This is a genomic window from Thiomicrorhabdus sp. Milos-T2 (assembly GCF_000702325.1).
Lineage (GTDB): Bacteria > Pseudomonadota > Gammaproteobacteria > Thiomicrospirales > Thiomicrospiraceae > Thiomicrorhabdus.
On record NZ_KL370891.1, the window covers coordinates 878004 to 899631 of the forward strand.

The 21628-nt window shown below is 36.9% G+C and carries 18 protein-coding genes; 13 read left to right on the plus strand and 5 right to left on the minus strand.

The window, feature by feature from the left end:
• Positions 1 to 208: 208 nt before the first annotated feature.
• The 6 genes from BS34_RS0103840 to BS34_RS0103865 all read left to right on the plus strand — a co-directional run bounded on the left by BS34_RS0103840 (position 209) and on the right by BS34_RS0103865 (position 8289).
• Positions 209 to 523: a DUF3467 domain-containing protein gene (locus BS34_RS0103840; RefSeq protein ID WP_029407233.1), complete on the plus strand. Its 315-nt coding sequence runs from the start codon at positions 209 to 211 to the stop codon at positions 521 to 523.
• A gap of 181 nt (positions 524 to 704) precedes the next feature.
• Positions 705 to 2528 (plus strand): efflux RND transporter periplasmic adaptor subunit, encoded by a 1824-nt coding sequence (locus tag BS34_RS0103845; protein ID WP_029407234.1) that lies wholly within the window; start codon positions 705 to 707, stop codon positions 2526 to 2528.
• Positions 2529 to 4670 carry a site-2 protease family protein gene (locus BS34_RS0103850; RefSeq protein WP_029407235.1) on the plus strand — a complete coding sequence of 714 codons (2142 nt, stop codon included), beginning with the start codon at positions 2529 to 2531 and terminating at the stop codon, positions 4668 to 4670.
• Positions 4670 to 6652 (plus strand): preprotein translocase subunit SecA, encoded by a 1983-nt coding sequence (locus BS34_RS0103855; protein ID WP_029407236.1) that lies wholly within the window; start codon positions 4670 to 4672, stop codon positions 6650 to 6652. The genes BS34_RS0103850 and BS34_RS0103855 overlap by 1 nt, the downstream gene beginning before the upstream one ends.
• The gene (locus BS34_RS0103860; RefSeq protein ID WP_084151552.1) at positions 6652 to 7446 is read left to right on the plus strand and encodes an efflux RND transporter periplasmic adaptor subunit; all 795 of its coding nucleotides are present in this window, start codon (positions 6652 to 6654) and stop codon (positions 7444 to 7446) included. Before BS34_RS0103855 ends, BS34_RS0103860 begins: the two co-directional genes overlap by 1 nt.
• Before the next feature lie 141 nt (positions 7447 to 7587).
• Positions 7588 to 8289 (plus strand): hypothetical protein, encoded by a 702-nt coding sequence (locus tag BS34_RS0103865; RefSeq protein WP_029407238.1) that lies wholly within the window; start codon positions 7588 to 7590, stop codon positions 8287 to 8289.
• Positions 8290 to 8336: 47 nt separating this feature from the next.
• Here BS34_RS0103865 and BS34_RS12160 read toward each other — a convergent pair whose 3' ends face one another.
• The 3 genes from BS34_RS12160 to BS34_RS0103880 all read right to left on the minus strand — a co-directional run bounded on the left by BS34_RS12160 (position 8337) and on the right by BS34_RS0103880 (position 11718).
• A complete protein-coding gene (locus tag BS34_RS12160; RefSeq protein ID WP_038126264.1) occupies positions 8337 to 9602 on the minus strand; it encodes a hypothetical protein in 1266 nt (421 codons plus the stop codon).
• Between the two features lie 9 nt (positions 9603 to 9611).
• On the minus strand, positions 9612 to 10943 hold the full coding sequence (locus BS34_RS0103875) for a hypothetical protein (RefSeq protein ID WP_029407239.1): 1332 nt from the start codon (positions 10941 to 10943) through the stop codon (positions 9612 to 9614).
• 118 nt (positions 10944 to 11061) lie between these two features.
• On the minus strand, positions 11062 to 11718 hold the full coding sequence (locus BS34_RS0103880; protein WP_084151553.1) for an RluA family pseudouridine synthase: 657 nt from the start codon (positions 11716 to 11718) through the stop codon (positions 11062 to 11064).
• A gap of 120 nt (positions 11719 to 11838) precedes the next feature.
• Between BS34_RS0103880 and BS34_RS0103885 the strand changes: the two genes are divergently transcribed.
• Entirely contained in the window at positions 11839 to 12321 is a 483-nt protein-coding gene (locus BS34_RS0103885) for a low molecular weight protein-tyrosine-phosphatase (RefSeq protein WP_029407241.1), read from the plus strand.
• Positions 12322 to 12419: 98 nt separating this feature from the next.
• Here the strand turns inward: BS34_RS0103885 and rne are convergent, their stop codons facing one another.
• Complete coding sequence (gene rne, locus BS34_RS0103890; RefSeq protein WP_084151554.1) at positions 12420 to 15056, minus strand: ribonuclease E; 2637 nt, start codon at positions 15054 to 15056, stop codon at positions 12420 to 12422.
• Between the two features lie 869 nt (positions 15057 to 15925).
• On the opposite strand from rne, the gene BS34_RS0103895 reads away from it, so the two are divergent.
• Positions 15926 to 16867, plus strand: coding sequence for an RluA family pseudouridine synthase (locus BS34_RS0103895; RefSeq protein ID WP_029407243.1), 942 nt, complete (start codon positions 15926 to 15928; stop codon positions 16865 to 16867).
• Between the two features lie 22 nt (positions 16868 to 16889).
• Entirely contained in the window at positions 16890 to 17579 is a 690-nt protein-coding gene (locus BS34_RS0103900) for an HAD-IA family hydrolase (protein ID WP_029407244.1), read from the plus strand.
• A 136-nt stretch (positions 17580 to 17715) separates the two neighbouring features.
• Here BS34_RS0103900 and BS34_RS0103905 read toward each other — a convergent pair whose 3' ends face one another.
• Complete coding sequence (locus BS34_RS0103905; protein WP_029407245.1) at positions 17716 to 18330, minus strand: Maf family protein; 615 nt, start codon at positions 18328 to 18330, stop codon at positions 17716 to 17718.
• 400 nt (positions 18331 to 18730) lie between these two features.
• On the opposite strand from BS34_RS0103905, the gene BS34_RS0103910 reads away from it, so the two are divergent.
• From BS34_RS0103910 to BS34_RS0103925, 4 genes are all read left to right on the plus strand, one after another.
• On the plus strand, positions 18731 to 19270 hold the full coding sequence (locus tag BS34_RS0103910) for a YceD family protein (RefSeq protein ID WP_029407246.1): 540 nt from the start codon (positions 18731 to 18733) through the stop codon (positions 19268 to 19270).
• Between the two features lie 30 nt (positions 19271 to 19300).
• Positions 19301 to 19477 carry a 50S ribosomal protein L32 gene (gene rpmF / locus BS34_RS0103915; RefSeq protein ID WP_029407247.1) on the plus strand — a complete coding sequence of 59 codons (177 nt, stop codon included), beginning with the start codon at positions 19301 to 19303 and terminating at the stop codon, positions 19475 to 19477.
• Between the two features lie 6 nt (positions 19478 to 19483).
• Positions 19484 to 20536 carry a phosphate acyltransferase PlsX gene (plsX, locus tag BS34_RS0103920; protein WP_084151555.1) on the plus strand — a complete coding sequence of 351 codons (1053 nt, stop codon included), beginning with the start codon at positions 19484 to 19486 and terminating at the stop codon, positions 20534 to 20536.
• A gap of 85 nt (positions 20537 to 20621) precedes the next feature.
• The gene (locus tag BS34_RS0103925; RefSeq protein WP_029407249.1) at positions 20622 to 21599 is read left to right on the plus strand and encodes a beta-ketoacyl-ACP synthase III; all 978 of its coding nucleotides are present in this window, start codon (positions 20622 to 20624) and stop codon (positions 21597 to 21599) included.
• The last annotated feature ends 29 nt before the right edge of the window (positions 21600 to 21628 follow it).

Genomic DNA, 21628 nt, shown 5'->3' on the forward strand with positions numbered 1-21628 from the left:
TAAGCAGGAATAAAAATGGTTAATATTCATCTGTTTTTTCTCGACGAAGAGCTGAGAATTAGGGTTTTTTAACCTCAAGGGGGATTTAAACCTACTTTTCGTTCGTATATTCCTTGTGTAAAGGAATTATAAAATTTTAATGCAGCTTTACCGGTTAAAAAATTCAAAGGTAATGATATTTTCTCTAAACAAAATGAAGGAATAATAGATGGCAACTGATAAAAAACAGGTAAAAAGTCCTACAGTACGTTGGGATGATTCTAAAATGAAAAGTACCTATGCTAATGTTTGTAATGTATCAAGTACAAGAGAAGAAATTACATTACTTTTTGGGCTTAACCAGGCTTGGAATGCCGCTCAAAAAGAATTGACGATAGAACTATCGGACCGAATTATCTTAAATCCATATGCCGCTAAACGTATGGCAAATTTGTTAAACAACGTTCTTAATCAATATGAAGAACGCTTTGGTGAAATTGGAGAAGGTAATTCAGATATAAGTGATGCCGACAAGGCTCATTAATTTACTCCTTTCATTTAATGGTACCCCAAACCTTAGGGTACCTTTTCATAACTAAATGAACACAATTCCTGTGTTTTATTATTATCTTATTAATTCACCTTAAGTATAGAATGTTAAAAACATTACCCACTATGGTATTGTGTATAGAGATAATTGATAACGATTAAGATTTAAAATACCGATGAAACTTGAAGCTGAATCAACAAATGAATGTTTACGCCAGGCCTGGATAAGTTTCAGTACCTCTAATAGCTATGAAGAATATTGCCAGTCCTGGTTGGAACTTATGTGCCCGCGTATATTTGGTGTTCAGCAGGCTTTTTTAGTTCTTGAAAGAGGTGATGAGGGTTTTGTTCCTACGGCCGCATGGCCTGCTAAAAGTAAACCAAATGAAGAGCTTTTAGCTTTAATTGAAGAGGGTATAGATAAGGCTACAGGGTTAATGCATTTGTTATCCTCTGGAGGCCATGGATTAGCATTTCCAATTCGTTTAGATGATAAATTAGCAGGTGTCGTTACCCTATCTCTTGACGCATCTCAAAATGAACTTCCAGAAGTTATGGAAAAAGTTCAATGGGGTAGTGCTTGGATTGAAGTCATGCTAAGAAGGCACAATGCAAAGGCTCAGGCTCAGCAGTTAAATAGAATAGAAAGTGCAGTTGATTTATTAGGTGCAGTTTTATCTGAAAAAGATTTCAATGGAGCTGCAATGACTTTTGTTAATGAGCTGGCTGCTACTTTTAAAAGCGATCGAGTTAGCTTTGGAATGAGTAAGAATAGCAAAATAAAAGTAACGGCTCTTTCTCATAATGCTAAGTTTGGAAAAAAAATGAATCTTATTCGTCAACTTGCCGGTGTGATGGATGAGGCGATTTTACAGCGGGCTATCATTAATTATAATCCTAATGAGAATGAGGGTAAGCTAGTTGTTCGAGAGCATGCTCAATTTTCTAATTCTTATGGGAATGCCAATTTACTCACAATTCCTCTGCATTCAGGTAAGTATTATTTTGGTTCAGTTACTCTAGAGCGTGATGCAAACAATCCATTTGAAGAAGATGAAGTTGGTCAAATTAGAAGTATTGTGGCTTTATCTGGCGAGGCTATACAAAATAAATATGAACAAGATCGAACCTGGTATCAACATCTTTGGGAATCTTTTAAAACGCAGTTGATAAGACTTATTGGCCCTGGTTATTTAGGTCGTAAATTAACCTTGTTTATTGTTGCTTGCGTTGCTATTTTCTTCAGTTTTGTCAATGGTACTTACCGCATAGCTGCGGATAGTATTTTAGAAGCTTCGGAAAGGCGAGCGGTAGTCGCTCCATTTGAAGGGTATTTAGAAGAGGCTGACGTAAAAGCGGGTCAGAAAGTGCTTAAAAATCAAGAAATGAGTCGTTTAGATGATCGCGATTTGACTTTAGAAAAGCTTGGATATTTAAGTGAAGAATCAAAGTATCAGCGCCAATATGAAGAAGCGGTTGCTCAAAGGGACCGAGCGGAAGCAAAAATAGTTCAGGCACAATTAAAACAGAATAAGTCTCAACTTGATTTGATAGAAAGCAAACTTAAGCGAACACGAATACTTGCTCCATTTGACGGATTAATTGTCAGTGGTGATTTAAGCCAGCGACTAGGTAGTGCTGTTGAACAGGGTGAAGTTTTATTCGAAGTTTCACCACTAAATGCCTATAGAGTAATATTGTGGGTAGATGAACACCGCATGGCAGACCTTTCTGAAACAATGACGGGACAAATAGTACTTAACTCACTACCAGAGCATACCTTTAATTTTCAAATTAGTCTTGTCACTCCTGTTACCGAGGCGAGGGATGGAGGAAACTACTTTAGAGTTGAAGCGATATTATTTGATCCGATATCACAATTGCGTCCTGGAATGAAAGGTGTGGGGAAAGTTACTGTAGGTGAACGTAAACTTATTTGGATTTGGACTTATTCATTGATGCAATGGATTAAGTTAAAAATATGGTCTTGGTGGCCATAAATGTCAGTAACCTTATTTAGTCCATCTTGGCATAAGGTTGCTCATCTCAAACCGCGTTTGCGGTCCCATGTAGAGATTAATCGACATGTCTACCGTGCTAAAGTTTGGTATGTTATAAAAGATGATGCAACTGGACAATTTCACCGATTCACACCGGAAGCCTATTCTTTAATAGGTCTAATGAATGGCAAAAGATCGCTTGATGATATTTGGTACAGCGCGGGTGATCAGCTAGGCGATGATATGCCTTCACAAGATGAAGTGATTCAGCTTCTGTCCCAGCTTCATAAAGTTGATGCGATTCAAGCGGATGTGATTCCAGATGTATCTGAAATGAATGATCGTCGACGTAAAGATAAAAAAAATAAAGCACTTGCTGTTCTTAAATCTCCATTAGCTCTAAAAATCCCTTTAATTGATCCTGAACCGTTTTTGAATCGAACCGCTGGCTTAAGTCGTTTTATATTTAATATTCCTGCAGGAATAATTTGGTTAATAGCTATTTTATGGGCACTTTCTCAGGCGCTGGTTCATTGGTCAGAATTAACTGAAAATTTGGCAGATAGGGTTCTTGCAGCTGAAAACTTAATTCTAATTTGGTTGATTTATCCATTTGTTAAACTGATTCATGAAATGGGCCATGCTTATGCGGTAAAGCGTTGGGGAGGTCAGGTACATGAGATGGGCATTATGTTTCTAATTTTTATGCCTGTTCCTTATGTAGATGCTTCTGCATCTGCTGCTTTTAGAAATAAGTATCAGAGAATGTTGGTAGCTGGAGCAGGGATCATTGTTGAGGCATTTATCGCAGCTATTGCAATGGCTGTTTGGGTCTATTCAGAGCCTGGTATCGTTAGAAGTATTGCATTCAATGCTTTGCTTATAGCAGGGGTTTCAACATTGCTATTTAACGGGAATCCATTGCTAAGATTTGATGCTTACTATGTCTTAGCTGATTACCTTGAAATTCCTAGCTTAGCTCAAAGAGGTAATAAATATATCGCTTACTTATGGAAACGTTATTTATTTTCTTTTGAAGATGAAATGACTCCTGCTCATGTTAAAAGTGAAAATGGTTGGTTAGCATTCTACGCTTTGGCTAGTTTTGTTTATCGTGTATTTATAACATTCACTATCGTATTATTTGTTATTAGTGAATTGTTTTTTATTGGGGTGCTGTTAGGAATTTTAGCTCTCTATAATATGTTTGGAAAGCCTTCAGTGGCTATACTTAAGTATTTGATGATGGATAAAAAAGTGCAAAAAAATAGAGGGCGTGTTGCAACCGTTATTGGTTTATTTTTATTAGCTATTTTGGTGCTTTTATTTATTATCCCTGTTCCACGAATGACTGTCGCACATGGAATTATATGGGCTCCTGAAGAGTCTCGAATTATTACTGAAAGTAACGGTTTTATAAAAGATATTGAAGTAAAGCAAGGTGAACGAGTTAAAAAGAATCAAGTCTTGTTAAAAGCTGAAAATACTAATCTAAATGCTGAAATAGAAGAATCCGTTGGTCGAGTTAAGGAGCTAATGGCTAGATATCAGGCTGCTATTGGTGTAGAGAGCCTAAATGAAGCTGAAATTATAGCTAGAGAGCTAGCTCAGTCAAAAAAAGAACTAGCAAGAGGCGTTGAGGAGTTAGAAGCACTTAATATAAAAAGTCCCAATGATGGTACTTTTTATTTAACTTTAGTAGATCCTTTAGATAAGTTTATTCCTCGTGGTACGTTAATAGGTTATGTGTTGAAGCCAGGAGAATATAGAATTAGAGCAGTAGTAGGACAAGATGATGTGGAATCCGTAAGAAATGATGTTAAAAGTGTAGAAGTTCGTACCGCTGAAAAGTTTAATCGAGTTATGGCAGCAAGCTTAACAAGAGAAGTGCCTAGCGCACAAAAAGAGTTACCAAGTTTAGCTTTATCAGTTGAAGGCGGAGGCGAATTTGCCTTGGATCCATCATCTCAAGAGCAAGTAGAATCTTTTGATCCTGTATTCTTATTTGAGCTAAGACTTAAAGATGGCCAGTACAGAATTGGCGAAAGAGTTTATGTAAGATTTGAACATTCCCCTGAACCCATTGGTTATAGAATTTACCGCGGTATTAGAAGAACCTTGCTAAGGGAGTTAGAGTTTTAATGATTAAAGCAACTTCTCATGGTCCTGCAGATTATCGTTTTCGTCCTGAAAAAAAAGTTATCAATAAAGAGTGGTTAGATAAGCTTTGGCACCGTTTTAAAGGTTTATTTGAGTCTAGTTCTTGGCGTTTAACATTACGAAGAAAAAAATTTCTGAAAAAAGTTTCAGTTTTTGCAGAAGAATGTAAAGAGTTATCGGATGAAGTATTAATTTTTCGTGCTCATGACTTGGGTGAGAGTATAAAAAAACTAGGTTTTAGAGATATTCTTGTTGCAGAAATATTTGCCATAATTAGAGAGTTATCAGGCCGAACTCTTGGTATGAAACACTTCAATAGTCAATTGACAGGTGGGTGGATTATGCTTCAAGGACGCATCGCTGAAATGAAGACCGGAGAAGGAAAAACATTAACCGCAGTTCTGCCCGTCATAACGGCTTCTCTATCTGGCTTGCCCGTTCATGTTATTACTGTAAACGACTATCTTACTGAACGAGATGCGGATGAAATGTCGCCTTTATATGAAAAGCTTGGCCTCAGCGTTGGTGTGATAACGCATGAGAAAACGCCAGGTGAAAGAAGGGAAGCGTATCTTAAAAATATTACCTATGTTACTGGTAAAGAACTCGTGTTTGACTATCTAAGAGATAGAATGAAGCTAAAACAAACTCATCATTTAAGGATGCAGGTAGAATCCTTAAAAGACTCCAAGCTGGAAGGAAAGTTGCAGTTAAGAGGTTTACACTTCGCTTTGGTTGATGAAGCGGATAGTGTACTTATTGATGAGTCTAGAACCCCGTTAATTATTTCAGGTGTACAAAAAAATGAAGATCAAGATGTTTTTATAGAAACAGCATTTGATGTCTCAAAAGAGCTTAAAGAAAATGAAGACTTTACAATTGACAGAGATAAAAGAGAAATTAATTTTACCGAAGGCGGAAGAGACAACCTTAAAAAATTGACTTCGGATTTTGGTCCATTATGGAAAGGAGCAATCAGGAGGGAAGAAATTGTTCATAAGGCGTTAATGTCTAGAAATCTTTATCAATTAAATAAGGATTATTTGGTTAGAGATGGAAAAGTCGAGCTGATTGACCCACTCAGTGGTCGGGTAATGGAAGGTCGTTCATGGGAGGGAGGTTTGCATCAGTTGATTGAATTAAAAGAAGGTTGTGAATTAACTCAGCAAAGAACAACGCTAGCTAAAATTAGTTATCAAAACTTTTTTCGACGATATCTAATGATTGGTGGAATGACCGGTACGGCACTAGAAGTTAGAAAAGAGTTATGGAATGTTTATGGGCTAGCTGTTTCAAAAGTGGCTACTCATCGACCAGAAAAACGCAAAACATATCATCATCAAGTTTTTAAAACGGAAGATGAACGCTGGACGGAAGTTGTAAAAAGATGTCAAGAAAAGATCAAACAGGGTCAGTCCATTTTAATTGGTACGGACTCAGTCGTTAGCTCTGAATTAGGTAGCGAATATTTGAACAAAGCGGGTATTCAACATCAAATTCTTAGTGCTAAACAAGATAAAGAGGAAGCTGAAGTAGTAAAGACAGCTGGACTTCCTGGAAGGGTTACTATTGCTACAAGTATGGCTGGACGAGGAACTGATATAAAGTTGGATCCTATCGTCAAGCAGGGAGGTGGGTTGCATGTAATCCAAACAAATCATTATGAATCTATTCGTGTTGACCGACAATTAGCTGGACGATGTGCAAGACAAGGTGATCCAGGTAGTTATGAAATGATATTAACGCTAGAAAATCAACCAATTAGAACTATTCAAGCAAAAAGTTTATTAATGACGATAAACTCTATTGGTTTAAAATCACATACAGCACAGTCTATTGCTTTAAAAGCGTTAAGAATAGAGCAACAGTTTGTTGAAAGGCAAAATTACCTAGCTCGTCAAGCGACTCTTGAGTATGATTTAAAACAGAGTAATTTACTTGCTATAACAGGACCTATAGATTGATGATTAAACAATTGAAGATTAAAAGATTAATTTTTACCATAATTTTATTCAGTTTTAGCTCTGTGTCTCTTGCTGAAATGTCAGAAGCGGAACAAATTTTAGCTACGAAAGACATTTCTAATGAGATAGATAAGAAAAAAAATAAGACTTCAGATTCATGTTTATTAACACCAAGCAGTGATATTCAGGTAGCAAGTCCAGTTGTTGGCGTGATTAAAAGTGTAAGAGTTAAAAGAGGTGATAGAGTAAAAGAAAATCAAATATTGGTTAAACTCCATTCGGAAGTTGAAAAAGCAACTTTAAGGCTTAATGAAGCACAGGCTGCTTATGGAAAAAGAACAATTAAACGTAATATTGATTTATATAAACGTAAATTGATTTCTGAGCAAGAAAAAGACGATATTATCATCAATAATAAAATCTATAGTTTTGAAATGGCTCAAACAAAAGAGCTATTAGCACAGAAAACAATTAGAAGCCCTATCACTGGGGTTGTGGTAGAAACTTTCTTAGATAAAGGGGAGTATGTTGGAGAAGACCCTGTTATGCAAGTCGTCGCTTTAGATCCCCTATATGTTGAAGTTGTTCTGCCTGCATCAATGTTTGGATCGGTTAAAAAAGGGGATGTTGCCAAAGTCACGCTTGATAAACCTTTAAATAGCTCTCATAACGCAAAAGTTATTATTGCCGATCCCGTTTTAGATGCTGCAAGTGGAACTTTTGGTGTTAGGCTTGAATTGCCAAATCCAAATTATGCATTACCTTCAGGATTAAAATGCCGAGTCGATTTTTGATGAAAGCAGTAAGTTAAGCTGAAGAATTTAAACAAAATTTAATTGTAAGAGATGCCTTTTGACTGAAATTGAAAAAAATCGTGGGCAAATTTTTCCCTTTTTTATTTGGATCAAAAAAATAAGACTTGAGAGATTTATCATATGTATACCAAAAACATAGTGTTTTTTGTTTTATTAAATATATTTTTTTTAACCAATGTATACGCATCAGAAATAGATGTAAAAGGGGTAAGTCTTAAAATGCCTTATATTGAAGATTATGTACTTGTTACTGAAAAATCGGATAAGGGATTTTTTAAACTCTTTAAAGCTTTTACATCTAGCAAGAATAACCTTCAAGTGGCTTATATTCAAACAGATGAATATAATGCAATAAAAAAAGGTTCATCAAAAAGTCTGCAAAATTACAAATTAGTTCAAACCATCAAGCGAATGGAGAAATATAATTTCTCATCTAAAGATTTTAATAACTTAAAGGCGAAAGTAAACGCAGACTGGATGGTCGTTGCAAAGAGGGCGAAAGAAAAGCTACCTAATGTTGTTGCCAAGATTAGCGATGCGATAAAAAAGCAATATGATAGAGATTTTAGCTTTGATGTAAATGAGATTATTCCTGTTGATATGTTTGAAACAGAAAACTCTATAACAAGTATAAATATAGGGAGTGTTTCTTCCACATCAAAAAAATACAAGATGGTTTTAGCCAATACGATAATTAAAGTTAAAGGGCGGCTTTTGATCATTATGTCTTATCGAAGACTTGATAAGATAAAAGATATAGCAATGCTAAAAAAATCTGCAATTCATTCACGAAACCTATTTATCAAAGCTAATAAGTTGTAAAAGTTTCAACTTAATCTGACAGAACAACAGTCAAAGACCCTGTAAATTTATTTTGCTTTGTAGCTATAAGGGGCAGGAGTCTCGTTATAGGTTTTGATAGCTTTTTGCATTTTGGTAATGTTTTGTTGAAGCTGAGCTTGCTGCTGCTGCAATGTTTTTAGTTCATTGATAATGCTGTTATTCGTAGTTCCTTGTTTTGTATTTGGTGTTTTAAGTCCTAAACGAGTTTGAATTTCCTTCAGAGTTTTTTCTTGTTTTCTCACTAACCAGCTAATACCGTTTAACTTTTTAACTTGAGCGGGTGTTAAACCTGATGAAACCGTTTTTGATGATTGCTTAACTTGAGATTGCAAAGAGTTTTGTTTTGTTATTATTTTTTCAACCAGGGCTTTTAACTCGGAAAAGTCATGACTAGAAACTTGGGCAGAAGTTTCATGACTTGATTGTGTTTTGTGTAAACCATCAGAAGGTACTTCATGTTTTGGTTGTGAGTCATGTGAGCTATGCGAGTTATGTGTATCAATGCTTGTATTTTGATGACTAGGTGCTGTTTCTGCATGGCCATCTTTAACAATATGAGTTTTCTCAGTATGGGTAGGTTTATGAAGTGTTGTTTCATGTTTTGGTAAAGGATGCATTTCTGCTTGCTTATGCTGACTTTGAGAATGCTCTTTGTTATCTATAGGTTTATTTTCGGTGTTTTCCTCAAGCATACCGGGTTCTGTAGGATGAATATTGACGCGTGTATTAGCTTCTGCTTTATTTAGTTTAGAAACTTGAAACGTCATTGATTCAATCACGGAGGCAAGTTCATCTACTTTTAAGGTGATTTTTTTATTTAAAAGGGTATTTTCAGTGGCAATAATATCTAATACTTCACCTTTAAATTGAGCTTGCTCTTTTTGCATAGCATAAAACAAGTATCCCATTACCCCTAATACAATAAGGCTAAAGACGATAGAGGTTATAAGCATAATAGAAAAACTGCCTTTTGCAGCTTGAAAATCTTTAGAGGCGTTACGTACTGCTTGCCTCCAATTGAAGTTAGAGTCAGTTAATTCAATGGTTTGAGCTTTAAGAAGTTCAGCCTGTTTAATAGAAGATTGCGCCGCTTGATGACTTTGAGTTGAAGCTTCTTGTGCAGTCTTTGCTGCTTCTAATGCAATAAGACTTGCGTCATTAGATGCTTTTTGATTTGCTTCTTGGGCTTTTTGGTTTTGGTTAGAAGTGTCTTTTACAGTCGATTCTAAGGCTTGAGTAGACTCCTCAAGTTGTTCAACTTCTTCTAATAAATCATCGACGATATCGCTCATGGCTTCTACCTAGTCAGCTTTCATTTCTTGAATTCTTACTTTAATGCTCTCGTTAATGGTTTTTAGATGAGCATTTTTTTGTTTAATTTCATTGAGTTGTTCTGCAATGTCATTACTGCTTTGGTTCATGTCGATATTCGAAATATCAACGCTATAACCAGCTTTTTTAGCGGCTTCAAAAGCCCTTTCTGTGGCATTGAAGGTAGCTTCAATCGCTTCTTGTGTTCTTATTGCAGAGGCTTGTGCTTGTTTAGAGGTTTCAAGTGCTAGCATCGTGGCTTCTTGTGCGGTTTGTTTAACCTCTTGTGCTATGGTCTGTATGGATTGATCAATCTCAATAGATTCTTCCATATTAGAGACAGAGTCGCTAGCTTGTTGAATAAGAGTTAAATCTTCTGAGTCATCTTCAGTTTTAATGTCAGAATCAGAATTCAATGTTTGATCATTATTAGGCGTTTCAATTAGGCTTGATTCTTCTTCAGATAATTCAGGTTCTTCTTCGTCAATTGATTCCTCAGTAGTTTCATCTGTTGAATCTATTATTTCTGGAGTAGCTTGTTCTTCAGATGTTTCTAATGATTCAGTGGTTGGTTCATTTATAGACTCATCTATAGATTCTTCTATATTATCTTCATTTATATCCTCTTCATTTATATCCTCTTCATCTAGAGGGGCTTCACTGTTCAAATCAAGATCATTTAAATCAATGTCATCATCTATTGCTTCCATTTCATTTTCAACGTCAGTTTCAATATCAGTTTCAAAATTAGCAATATCAGTTTCTTCTGAGGTAGCAGATTCAATTTCATCTGTTGTTGGTAATTCATCTAAATCAATATCTTCTATGTCTTCTAGATTATCAAGTTCAATGTCGTCTAGATTGATATTTTCATCAGTATTTTCAGATTCACTTTCAACAGGAGCTTCAATATCATCCATGCCTTCTAGCATGCTTTCTAAATCATCGATATCAGTCTCTTTTTCATCGGTTGTAGCCTCTTTAACTTCAACTTCTGTCTCAATTTCACTATTAGCTTCATTCATTAATTTATCAATATCATCAGAGCTATCCATATCATCTAAATTAATATCGTCTAAGTTCATATCATCTAAGTCTATTTCCACGTCTTCAGAACCTAGTTTAACTTCTTTGGTATCATCGTTATCATCACCACTTGGCAAATCATCAATAGCACTTAGCAATGCATCAGCATCAAAATCTTCTAAGTCATCAAGGGAATCGCCTAGATTCTCAACAGAATTATCATCAGTTATTTCATCCATCATAGACAGCATTTCTTGGGTTGCTTTGTCATCTTTATCTAAATCAATTTCTGACATGGCTACTATTCCTATCCGCTTAAAGTGGGTCAAAATATAATTTTGACGCTTTTTTTTGTTATTAATTTAATACTGAATAAAGCATATTGTATGCCATTTATTGAAGTGCCTAGCGAGTCTAAAATTCGTTGGGGGAATCAAATTGTAAAGTCTGATTGGTAATAGGATGTGTGAATTTTAGGGTTTTTGCATGCAGCATGAGACGGTTTGCTTGAGATAAACTATCAGGGTCTGCATAAAGGTTATCGCCTAATATGGGATGTCCTAATGTTTTCATATGAAGTCTTAATTGGTGTGATCGTCCTGTAATGGGAGTAAGTTCTACTAAAAAAGTATTTTGGTATTGTTCAAGTATTTTCCAATAGGTTTGCGCACCTTTACCTTGTTTAAAATCAATCATTTGAAGTGGGCGACGTTCCCAGTCACAACGCATAGGAAGGTTTATGACCCCTTTAGATAAGCTTGGATGACCTGAACAGATTGCTTGATAGCTTTTTTGCGTTTGGCGTTCTTGAAATTGACGACTTAAATGACGATGTACTTCTGCTGAGCGGGCAACAACCATTAAACCAGAGGTATCCATATCTAATCGATGAACAATTTTTGCATCAGGATAAAGGTTGCTTAAGTGAGAAAGTAAACATTCTTGTTTATCAGGGCCACGACCAGGGACTGATAATAGTCCACTCGGTTTATTTGCTACAATTAAATATTCATCAACATAAATAATCCAGCTAGGATCGAACTGAAACTGCTTCATGGTCAAAGGGTGCATTTTAGAGGGAGGCCTTGTAAACTAATCAGGTTATTTTAAACGAATGTTGATATTAAAAGAGAATTTTACACGAGTTGCACTTGTGCAAAAACGCTCTAAAAAGTTAAGGGTTTAGGTTTAATGAATAAAGTTTTAGTGCTGTTTGTTTGTCTTGGCAATATTTGCCGTTCGCCTACCGCTCATGCTGTGTTTAGAAATTTGGTTAAAGAGCAGGGTTTGGAAGATATTATTGAAATTGATTCAGCAGGGACGGCTGCCTATCATATTGGAAAACATCCGGATACTCGTTCAATGGAAACAGCACGTAATCGAGGTATTGAGATGCTCGATTTAAGGGCGAGAAAGGTAGATTTTGGCGATTTTTATCAATACGATTATATTTTAGCGATGGATGATGAAAATTATCATAACTTATTAGATTTAGCTCTTCCCGAGCATAGCGAAAAGATTCAAATGTTTTTAGATTACACGAATGATTATACAGAATCTGAAGTACCTGATCCTTATTATGGTGGTTCACAAGGTTTTGAGCATGTGTTTGATTTAGTTGAATCGGCTTCCAAGGGGCTTCTAGAACATATTAGGTTAACTCATTTGAGTTAACCTATATGGATTTATCTCACGTATAAAAAAAGCACCGAAAGGTGCTTTTTTTATGGTTAAGGTGTTTTTATCCTTAGTTCAGAAAAACGATTTTAGAATTAATCTTGTGAATCGGATTCTGTAGCGTTTTCTGAAGGTTTAGAAGAAGGTTTTCTTCGGTTTCCTTGAGTGCGAGGACGACGAGAACGTCTTCTTGGTTTTGGAGTCTCATCAGTTGCAGCGGAATCAGATTCTGTTGAGGCTTCAGCATTAGATGTCTCTACCGTTGTTTCCTCTGAACTAGTTACGTCTGAACTAGTTTCTTGACTAGCTGTTTGCAAAGTCTCAGAATCTTCGGTTGTATCAGATTCAGCTTTTAGTTCTGGTTCCGGTTGAGCAATTTCAGAAACACTGGTTTCTGATTCAACCGTTTTCTGGTTGTTATTTACTTCATTTGAATTAACTTCATTCGCGTTTTCTGGGACGGTTGTTTGCGTTGCATTAATAACCGTTTCTGTTTCAACTTTCGATTCAGTGATGGCTATCACTTCGTCTGTCTTTGTTTTAGTACCAGGAGCAGGGGATTTAATTGACATCTCTGCTGCACCAGCAGGGGCGCGTCTGCGGCTATTATAGCTACGGCTATTGTAGCGACTACGACGTTGACCACCTTTACGACCACCTTTTTTCTCTTTTTCTTGAGAAGGTGTTGATTCGGAACCTTGTTTATTCTTAGACTTATCAGAGGTTGGTTGGTTATCTAACGCTACATTTTTTTGAGTGTCGTCATTAGTATTAGTCGTTTCATCACGGTCACGACGATTACGGTTATTACGTCTTGGTTTACGAGATTTCTCTTGAGACTGAGTATTTTGTTGACGAGAAGAATCAGATTCCGAATCACGATTTTTTTGATTATCATTACGAGAATCTTCATTACGATTACGGTTGTTTTTTCCACGACTATTACGGTTGTCGTTACGACCTTCGTTATTACGACGACGGCTATTATTACGATTACGGTTATTACTACGTGGACGAGGTTTAACCTCTTCTTCTGGTTCTTCTTGGCCAAATAAAGATTTCCAAACGCGAGCAAATAACCCAGGCTTTTGTTCATCAGTGGTTTGTGAAGAAGGTGCTGAAGAGGGTGGTGGAGCGGTAGGCTGCAAGTTTTGTACTGCAGGTTCTTCTTTTACCGGTTTTTTAGTGGGTTCTGCTTTTTGCTCAATTTCAGGTATAGCAACTTCTTTAATTTCGTAGCTAGCATTCTGAGGAGCTTCTTCCCCTGTTCGGGTACGCTCGATAACATATTGTGGTGTTTCTAAGTGTTCGTTAGGAACAATTAGGATATGCAGGTTATGGCGATCTTCTATTTTAATGATTTGGTTACGTTTTTCATTGAGTAAGAAGGTAGCAACATCAACAGGTAATTGAACCGTTACACGGCGAGTATTCTCTTTCATACTTTCTTCTTCAAGTAATCGAAGAATGGAAAGACCTAGAGATTCAACACCACGGATAACACCTACACCATGACAACGCGGGCAAACGATTTGTGTAGATTCTTCAATAGAAGGGCGCAGTCTTTGGCGCGACATTTCAAGCAGTCCGAAGCGTGAAATCTTACCAATTTGTACACGAGCACGGTCTGTTTTAACCGCTTCACGCATTTTGTTTTCTACTTCACGCTGGTGACGATTTGAGTGCATATCAATAAAGTCAATAACCACTAAACCACCAAGGTCACGTAAACGTAATTGACGTGCAATCTCACAAGCGGCTTCCATGTTAGTATTATAGGCAGTGTCTTCTATATCACTCCCTTTAGTGGCGCGGCTTGAATTGATATCAATAGCTGTTAAAGCTTCAGTAATATCAATAACAATAGAACCACCAGAAGGCAAGGTCACTTCACGCTGATAAGCAGACTCAATTTGAGATTCAATTTGGAAACGTGTAAACAGCGGAATCGTATCTTGGTAAGGTTTTACCTTATATACCTGTTGTGGCATAACGTGTTGAATAAAATCACGAGCTTTGTTGTAAACTTCCATGTTATCAATAATGATTTCACCAATATCTTGGCGAAGATAATCACGGATTGCTAGAATAACAATATCGGATTCTTGATGGATAAGGAAGGGCGCTTCATTTTCTTTAGCGGCGGCTTGAATCGCATCCCAAAGCTGTATTAGATAGTTTACTCCCCACTGTAATTCTTCAGTGTTCTTGCCTACTCCTGCTGTGCGGATGATTAATCCCATTCCTTCAGGCGTATCCAAATCACGTAGTGTATCTCTTATATCCGTTCGTTCATCGCCTTCAATGCGACGAGAGATTCCACCCGCTTTAGGATTGTTTGGCATCATTACCACATACGGTCCAGCTAGCGTAATTTGAGTTGTTAGCGCTGCCCCTTTATTGCCACGTTCTTCTTTTTGAACTTGAACAATAATTTCTTGGCCTTCTGTTAGTACATCTTTAATTGATGGACGGCCAGAGCCTTGTTGTTTTTCAGGAAAGTATTCTTCAGCGACTTCTTTAAACGGAAGAAATCCGTGACGTTCTGAGCCGTAATCAACAAAAGCAGCTTCTAAGCTAGGTTCGATTCGAGTAATCTTACCTTTGTAAACATTGGCTTTTTTCTTTTGGTGGGTGGGGGTTTCTACATCTAGGTCGTAAAGTGTTTGACCGTCAACTAGGGCAATACGAGTCTCTTCAGCTTGAGTCGCATTAATGAGCATTCTTTTCATGCTTTTCTCTTTATGGTTGAGCTGAACCATATTTTAAATAGACGAATGCAAACGAGAGCCTTATTACCAGGCCTGGTGAAAGTTATTAGGCGAGTTGTTACCAGAATTTTCTGTTTAAAGGTTAGTGTAAAATAAGCATCTATGCTGTTTCTAACCTGGTGTTGTACAAGTTTTTCTTGTTAGAGTGAATGCCGTATTGCATTTCACTATGGTGTCATTTTCTGGGGTAACATTGTTATCGAGCTAAACGGTGTTTTCTTATTTTTTATGTATTGCCGTTTTCTCTAGCCGTGAGGATTAATTAGTAATCCAATTTTTAAAATACTTTCAACCTGTTTTTTCTCGTATCGCTTACAAAGAGACCTTTTACGAGTTGGTTGTACGAAGAAAAATGGTTTTTACTACATTTTCTTCTTTCCAATCGAGCAAAGCTCTTAAAAAGTGTCTTAAGGCTTGATTACTTTATTCAGTTTTTTGGCTGATATAAGCGTGATTAGGCATTGCACTTGTAAGTTTTGCTAGTACGTTAAGTTTAATTGGATTTTGTCTGCTTAAACTAGCTTAGTACGGGTTGTGTATCGTCTTAAATTTAATATGTCTGGTTCAGAGTTTTTAATCAAATCAGTAGATATATTAATGAGTTTACTCAATTTAATCATACTACTGGTTAAAAATTCCTGCACTTAATCGTGTGCTACGAGTACATCGCTTAAAAAATAAGCTATGCAAATATATCATTCATTTTGTGGCTATGCAATGACAAGTTTGTGATATAGGGTTAAACTGTGCGCAAATTTTGTAAAATTGTTTTTTAAGTTTATAACCTAATCGATAAAAATCCTCTCTATATTGAGTGTTTGGTAGAAAGTATGAGTGCAAAAGTAAAGTTAGTTGATGTTGGAACTGAAGATGCCGGTCAGCGCTTAGACAATTTTTTAATGCGCCATTTACGAAAAGCACCAAAGACCTTGATTTATAGAATTATTCGTAAAGGAGAGGTTCGTGTTAATAAAGGACGAGCAAAAGCCAATACACGATTAGAATCTGGCGATGTCGTTCGCATACCTCCAGTTAGAGTTCCTGATAAAATTGAAATTAATGAATCTGATATTCCCCTATCGCAACAACAGCGTATTGAGAATAGTATTATTTATGAAGATAACGACTTAATCGTAGTGAATAAACCTTCAGGTGTTGCGGTTCATGGTGGCGGAGGTATTCAATGGGGTTTAATTGAGGTCGTTAGAGTTTTAAGACCATTAGCAAAGCGCCTAGAATTGGTACACCGCATTGACAGAGATACCTCAGGCTGTTTATTAATAGCCAAAAAAGCATCCGTATTAAAGCATTTGCATGCTCAAATAAGAGCGGATCAGTTTGATAAACGTTATTTAGCTATCGTTATGGGGCAGTGGCCAAAAAACCTGCAAAAGATTGATTTACCTTTAAGAAAGGATCACTTAAAAGATGGTGGTTGGCATGTAAATGTTGCTAAAGATGGCAAGCAAGCAATTAGCTATTTTAGAGTCGAAGAACATCTTAAAGGGGCGGATTTAGTTTCGGTTAAGCTTAAAACAGGAAGAACGCATCAAATAAGAGTGCATGCTTTAGCTAATGGGTGTGCATTGATGGGCGATGATAAGTATGGCAACCGAGAAGTAAATAAAAAATATCGTCCACTAGGTATGAAACGATTAGCGCTTCATGCGCAGTTTTTAGGTTTTACTCATCCGGTAACGGAAGAGAAAATGCTCTTTGAAGCTCCTTTGTGGCCAGACTTTACAAAAATTATTCAAACATTAAAGCTCTAAAGAAATTAAACGGAAAATGACCATGCAAGAATTAAGTTCTTCGACAACGCCAATAAATAAAAAGTATAAAGCCGTTATTTTTGATTGGGATGGAACCTTGATGAATTCTGAAGCTCGGATTGTAGATACCATTCAAAAAGCGGCCAAAAAGTTGGGTTTACCGGTACTTTCTTATGATGAATCTAAACAAATCATTGGATTAAGTTTAGAAAATGCAATTTTAGGGTTGTATCCAGAGTTAACGCAATCACAAGCGGTAGCTATGTCAGAGGCATATTCAAAATGTTTTTTAGAAGAAAGTAGTGTGGAAATGGTGCCATTTGATGGTGCAGAAGCATTGTTGTTAAATTTAAAACAACAGGGGCTCAAACTTGCTATTGCCACTGGGAAAAGTCGTAAAGGTTTAAATGCTGTGCTGGATGAGACTGGCTTTGGTATTTATTTTGATATAACTCGAACTCCAGTGGAGTCCGCGTCTAAACCTAATCCTTTAATGTTGACCCAAATTTTAGACGAGCTATCAATCGATGCTTCAGAGGTGATTATGATTGGGGATACGACTTTTGATATGGAAATGGCTCTAAGTCTTAAAATGGATCGTTTAGCGTTAAGTCACGGGGTGCACCAAGCTGAAGTGTTGCAGTCATATAACCCTGTCGCAATACTGGATTCATTGCATGAGTTAAATATATGGTTAATGCGACATGTTTGATCGTTAGTCGTTATTACCAGGCCTGGTGACTTTATGAGAAGTTTTGTTCACGAGAAGATGTTTTGAAAAAAAGTAAATGTAAAGCCGCTTACTCAAAGCGGCTTTTTTTGGTTTAAACGTTTTATGAAACTGATATTTAATTTGATATGGGTAATGGGTAGCCCATTTCATAAAAAATATCCGTTAACGCCATTAAAGGTAAACCTATTAAAGCGTTCGGGTCTCGGCTTTCTATTTTGTTGAATAGAGTAACTCCCAATCCTTCAGATTTAAAACTACCTGCACAGTTGAGAGGTTCTTCAATCCTTAAGTAGTTTTGAATAACATCATCAGATAATTCACGAAAGACAACTTTAGTTGTATCCAAATATTCAAAACGTTCATTGCTTGCTGTATTTAATACGACCAGGCCTGTATAGAAAATGATAGCGTTATTGCTGAACTGCTTAAGTTGATTAACCGCATTTTCAAAAGTATGGGGTTTGCCGATAGGTTTATTGTTAAAAACTGCGCATTGGTCAGAAGTAATAATTATATGGTTTGGGTATTTTTCTGAAAATACATCAGCTTTTCCCTGCGCCAGTCTTAAAACCATTTGCTGAGGAAGTTCATTTTTGAGAGGGGTTTCATCAATATTGGGTGCGTCTTGAATAAAGGGCAGGTGAAGTTTATCAAGCAAAAGCTTTCTAAAGGGAGAAGTTGAACCCAATACGATAGATGGAAGAGTTGCCTTGTTTTGCTTGCTAGTCATTAAATGCTCAATTATGAATTTTTAAATTTATTAGTTAACAGAGACCTTTGCACGAGAGTATGCACGAGTAAAAATGGTTCTAGGTGCCCCTTGAGGGTAAAAATTAACCCGATTTTTGTTGTACCCAAAGGGTACTTCCGTTGGGCGATAACTTGCGAATAGCTAGCTATTCCCTGCGTTTTCCGCCGCAATCAGGCAAATTTTCTCTCATTTTTCTTTCGCACCTATCTCGTGCAAAGGTCTCTAACAGATTGTTTTTATTGTAGATATTTTATCAAATTTATTTTGTTATCCCTTGAATGATAAAAAACTCTTAAGCTTTTAAAAAATATGCACTTTTTTTGCTTTTTTAGAGAGTTTTTTTTGACTTCAAAAGGTTATACGAGTATGATTCGCGCCTATGTTTAATAAGCTACCTGAATTAATTGACCCTATTTACTCGGTAAATCATAATAAACGATTTACCGGACGAGTCAACCAAAGCCGTTTAAAACGCGTGGTTGAGGCGGTTAATGAAGCCGATCGTGAGGTCGATGTTCAGATAGATTTCTTCTATGATAAAGTGCTCAGGTTTCCTGCCTTTACCATGAAGATACAAACCAGTTTGAATTTGCAATGTCAGCGTTCTTTGAAAGCATTTGACTTGCCTGTAGATACTGAAATTAAAGGTGTCTTTACAGAAACGCTGGCGTTAACACAAGATTTACCAACGGATGTTGAGGTTTACGAGCTTGAAAGTGAAAAGATTTCACTTCATGAGTTAGTAGAGGACGAATTGTTATTATGTGTGCCATTGGCACCTGTTGATAGCACAAGTTCTGCACCGGATTATGATGGTGCAGCTAAGCAGACAAAAGTTGAAAATCAGCAAGGGCAAATCGTTGATGATGAGCCCGAAAAGCCGAACCCATTTGCAGTTTTGCAAGGGTTAAAAAAATAGATTTAAAGATTATAAACTTAGGAGATTGCCATGGCAGTTCAAAAAAGTCGTAAAACACCTTCAAGACGCGGAATGCGTCGTTCTCATGATTCACTAGATGCGCCAACGTTAACGGTTGATGAAACTACTGGTGAAGTACATCGTCGTCACCACGTAACGGCTGATGGTTACTATAAAGGTAAAAAAGTAGTTCAAGATAAGGCGTAATTTATCTTGGCTACTACTATTGCCATCGATGCTATGGGTGGTGACCACGGTTTAACGGTCACTGTCCCAGCCTCAATCGATGCACTTAACACTTTCTCTGACATTCATATCATTCTAGTTGGTCAGCAATCTCTTATTGAGACTGAACTTGCTAAACATCAATACGATAGTTCTAGAATTTCCGTTCAACATGCTGAACAAGTTGTTGAAATGGATGACTTACCATCTAAAGCCTTAAGAAATAAACGCCAATCTTCAATGCGTATTGCCCTTAATTTAGTTAAGGATGATAAAGCACAAGCGTGCGTTAGTGCCGGTAATACGGGTGCATTAATGGCTGTGGCTAAGTTTGTTCTAAAGACCATTCCTGGAATAGATAGACCCGCTATTTGTACTTCTATGCCCACCATGAAAGGGCATGTACATGTCTTGGATTTAGGGGCTAATGTAGGTTGTACTGGTGAAAACCTTATGCAGTTTGCATTAATGGGTTCGGTGTTAACTAAAGCCGTTGATGACAATCCAAAGCCAAAAGTAGGCCTGCTGAATATTGGTGAAGAAGAGATTAAAGGTCACCAACGTATTAAAGATGCGCATAAACTGCTGGCTGATACCTCAATTAACTATATAGGTTATGTTGAGGGTGATGATATTTACAAAGGCAATACTGACGTTGTAGCTTGTGATGGTTTTGATGGTAATATTGCTCTAAAAGCCAGTGAAGGTGTTGCGAAGATGATTTCTTTCTACTTGAAAGAAGCCTTTACAAAAAATCTATTCACCAAATTTGTTGCATTAATGGCTTATCCTGTACTTAAGTCCTTTAAAAGCAAAGTTGATCCTAGAAATTACAACGGCGCGTCTCTTCTTGGTTTACGTAAAATCGTGATTAAAAGTCATGGTGGTGCTGACCAGTTCTCATTTTTAAATGCTATTTCTGAAGCCCGTTTAGAAATCGTCAAAAACGTACCTGAGTTAATTTCAGCCGAAGTTTCTGGACTGCTAAAACAGCAGCTTGATCAGCAAAAAGAAAATACTGAATCTAAAGAAACCGCTTAAACTCAAGCTTGTTTTGGTGGTTTAGATTTGTATTTTGTTGTAAGGTAATCAGTCAATTTAGACTTTCAATCAGATAAGAATAATTATGAATCAAAAAATCTACAGCCGTATTATTGGTACGGGCGGGTACTTACCAGAAAAAATTCTTACGAATTTAGACCTAGAAAAAATGGTTGAAACAAGTGATGAGTGGATTCAAGAACGTACCGGTATTCAACAGCGCCATATTGCTGCCGAAGGTCAAACAACTTGTGATTTAGCTGAAGAGGCTTCTAAGCGAGCCATTGAAGCCGCTGGAATAGACCCTAGCTCTATTGATTTAATAGTCTTTGCCACGACGACTCCCGATAAAGTTTTCCCTAGTACAGCTTGTTTGTTACAACAACGTCTTAATATTAAAGGGTGTCCTGCATTTGACGTGCAAGCCGTTTGTGCGGGTTTTGTTTATGCATTAAGTGTCGCAGATCAGTTTGTTAAGACAGGTATGGCTAAACGTGCGTTAGTGGTTGGCTCAGAAACCTTATCTAGAATTACTGATTGGTCGGATCGCAATACCTGTGTTTTATTTGGAGATGGATCTGGTGCTGTGATTATTGAAGCGTCTGAAAAACCAGGTATCTTATCAACTCATATTCATGCCGATGGTCAGTATGAAGAGCTACTTCACGTTCCATCTGGTGTTTCAAAGTTACCTACTACAGATTCAGTTGCAGAGCGTTCAATGCAGATGAAGGGTAATGAAGTCTTTAAAGTTGCCGTTAATACGCTTAGTCGTATCGCTAAAGAGACGCTAGAAGCTAATGGTCTTGAAAAAGAAGATATTGATTGGTTAGTGCCTCACCAAGCGAACTTAAGAATTATTATGGGAACCGCTAAAAAGCTCAAGTTAACTGAAGAACAGACGGTCATAACGGTTGCTAAACACGCTAATACATCAAGTGCTTCTGTTCCATTAGCACTAGATGAGGCAATTCGTGATGGTCGTATACAGCGCGGTCAAACTATATTATTAGAAGCCTTTGGTGGAGGATTTACTTGGGGCACTGCGCTTATTAAATATTAAAATAGACCAAGTTTAAAATAGACCTTTAA

Coding starts and splice junctions, on each gene's coding strand:
- BS34_RS0103840 (WP_029407233.1), top strand. CDS start 209: ATGGCAACTGATAAAAAACAGGTAAAAAGTCCTACAGTACGTTGGGAT.
- BS34_RS0103845 (WP_029407234.1), top strand. CDS start 705: ATGAAACTTGAAGCTGAATCAACAAATGAATGTTTACGCCAGGCCTGG.
- BS34_RS0103850 (WP_029407235.1), top strand. CDS start 2,529: ATGTCAGTAACCTTATTTAGTCCATCTTGGCATAAGGTTGCTCATCTC.
- BS34_RS0103855 (WP_029407236.1), top strand. CDS start 4,670: ATGATTAAAGCAACTTCTCATGGTCCTGCAGATTATCGTTTTCGTCCT.
- BS34_RS0103860 (WP_084151552.1), top strand. CDS start 6,652: ATGATTAAACAATTGAAGATTAAAAGATTAATTTTTACCATAATTTTA.
- BS34_RS0103865 (WP_029407238.1), top strand. CDS start 7,588: ATGTATACCAAAAACATAGTGTTTTTTGTTTTATTAAATATATTTTTT.
- BS34_RS12160 (WP_038126264.1), bottom strand. CDS start 9,602: ATGAGCGATATCGTCGATGATTTATTAGAAGAAGTTGAACAACTTGAG.
- BS34_RS0103875 (WP_029407239.1), bottom strand. CDS start 10,943: ATGTCAGAAATTGATTTAGATAAAGATGACAAAGCAACCCAAGAAATG.
- BS34_RS0103880 (WP_084151553.1), bottom strand. CDS start 11,718: ATGCACCCTTTGACCATGAAGCAGTTTCAGTTCGATCCTAGCTGGATT.
- BS34_RS0103885 (WP_029407241.1), top strand. CDS start 11,839: ATGAATAAAGTTTTAGTGCTGTTTGTTTGTCTTGGCAATATTTGCCGT.
- rne (WP_084151554.1), bottom strand. CDS start 15,056: ATGAAAAGAATGCTCATTAATGCGACTCAAGCTGAAGAGACTCGTATT.
- BS34_RS0103895 (WP_029407243.1), top strand. CDS start 15,926: ATGAGTGCAAAAGTAAAGTTAGTTGATGTTGGAACTGAAGATGCCGGT.
- BS34_RS0103900 (WP_029407244.1), top strand. CDS start 16,890: ATGCAAGAATTAAGTTCTTCGACAACGCCAATAAATAAAAAGTATAAA.
- BS34_RS0103905 (WP_029407245.1), bottom strand. CDS start 18,330: ATGACTAGCAAGCAAAACAAGGCAACTCTTCCATCTATCGTATTGGGT.
- BS34_RS0103910 (WP_029407246.1), top strand. CDS start 18,731: ATGTTTAATAAGCTACCTGAATTAATTGACCCTATTTACTCGGTAAAT.
- rpmF (WP_029407247.1), top strand. CDS start 19,301: ATGGCAGTTCAAAAAAGTCGTAAAACACCTTCAAGACGCGGAATGCGT.
- BS34_RS0103925 (WP_029407249.1), top strand. CDS start 20,622: ATGAATCAAAAAATCTACAGCCGTATTATTGGTACGGGCGGGTACTTA.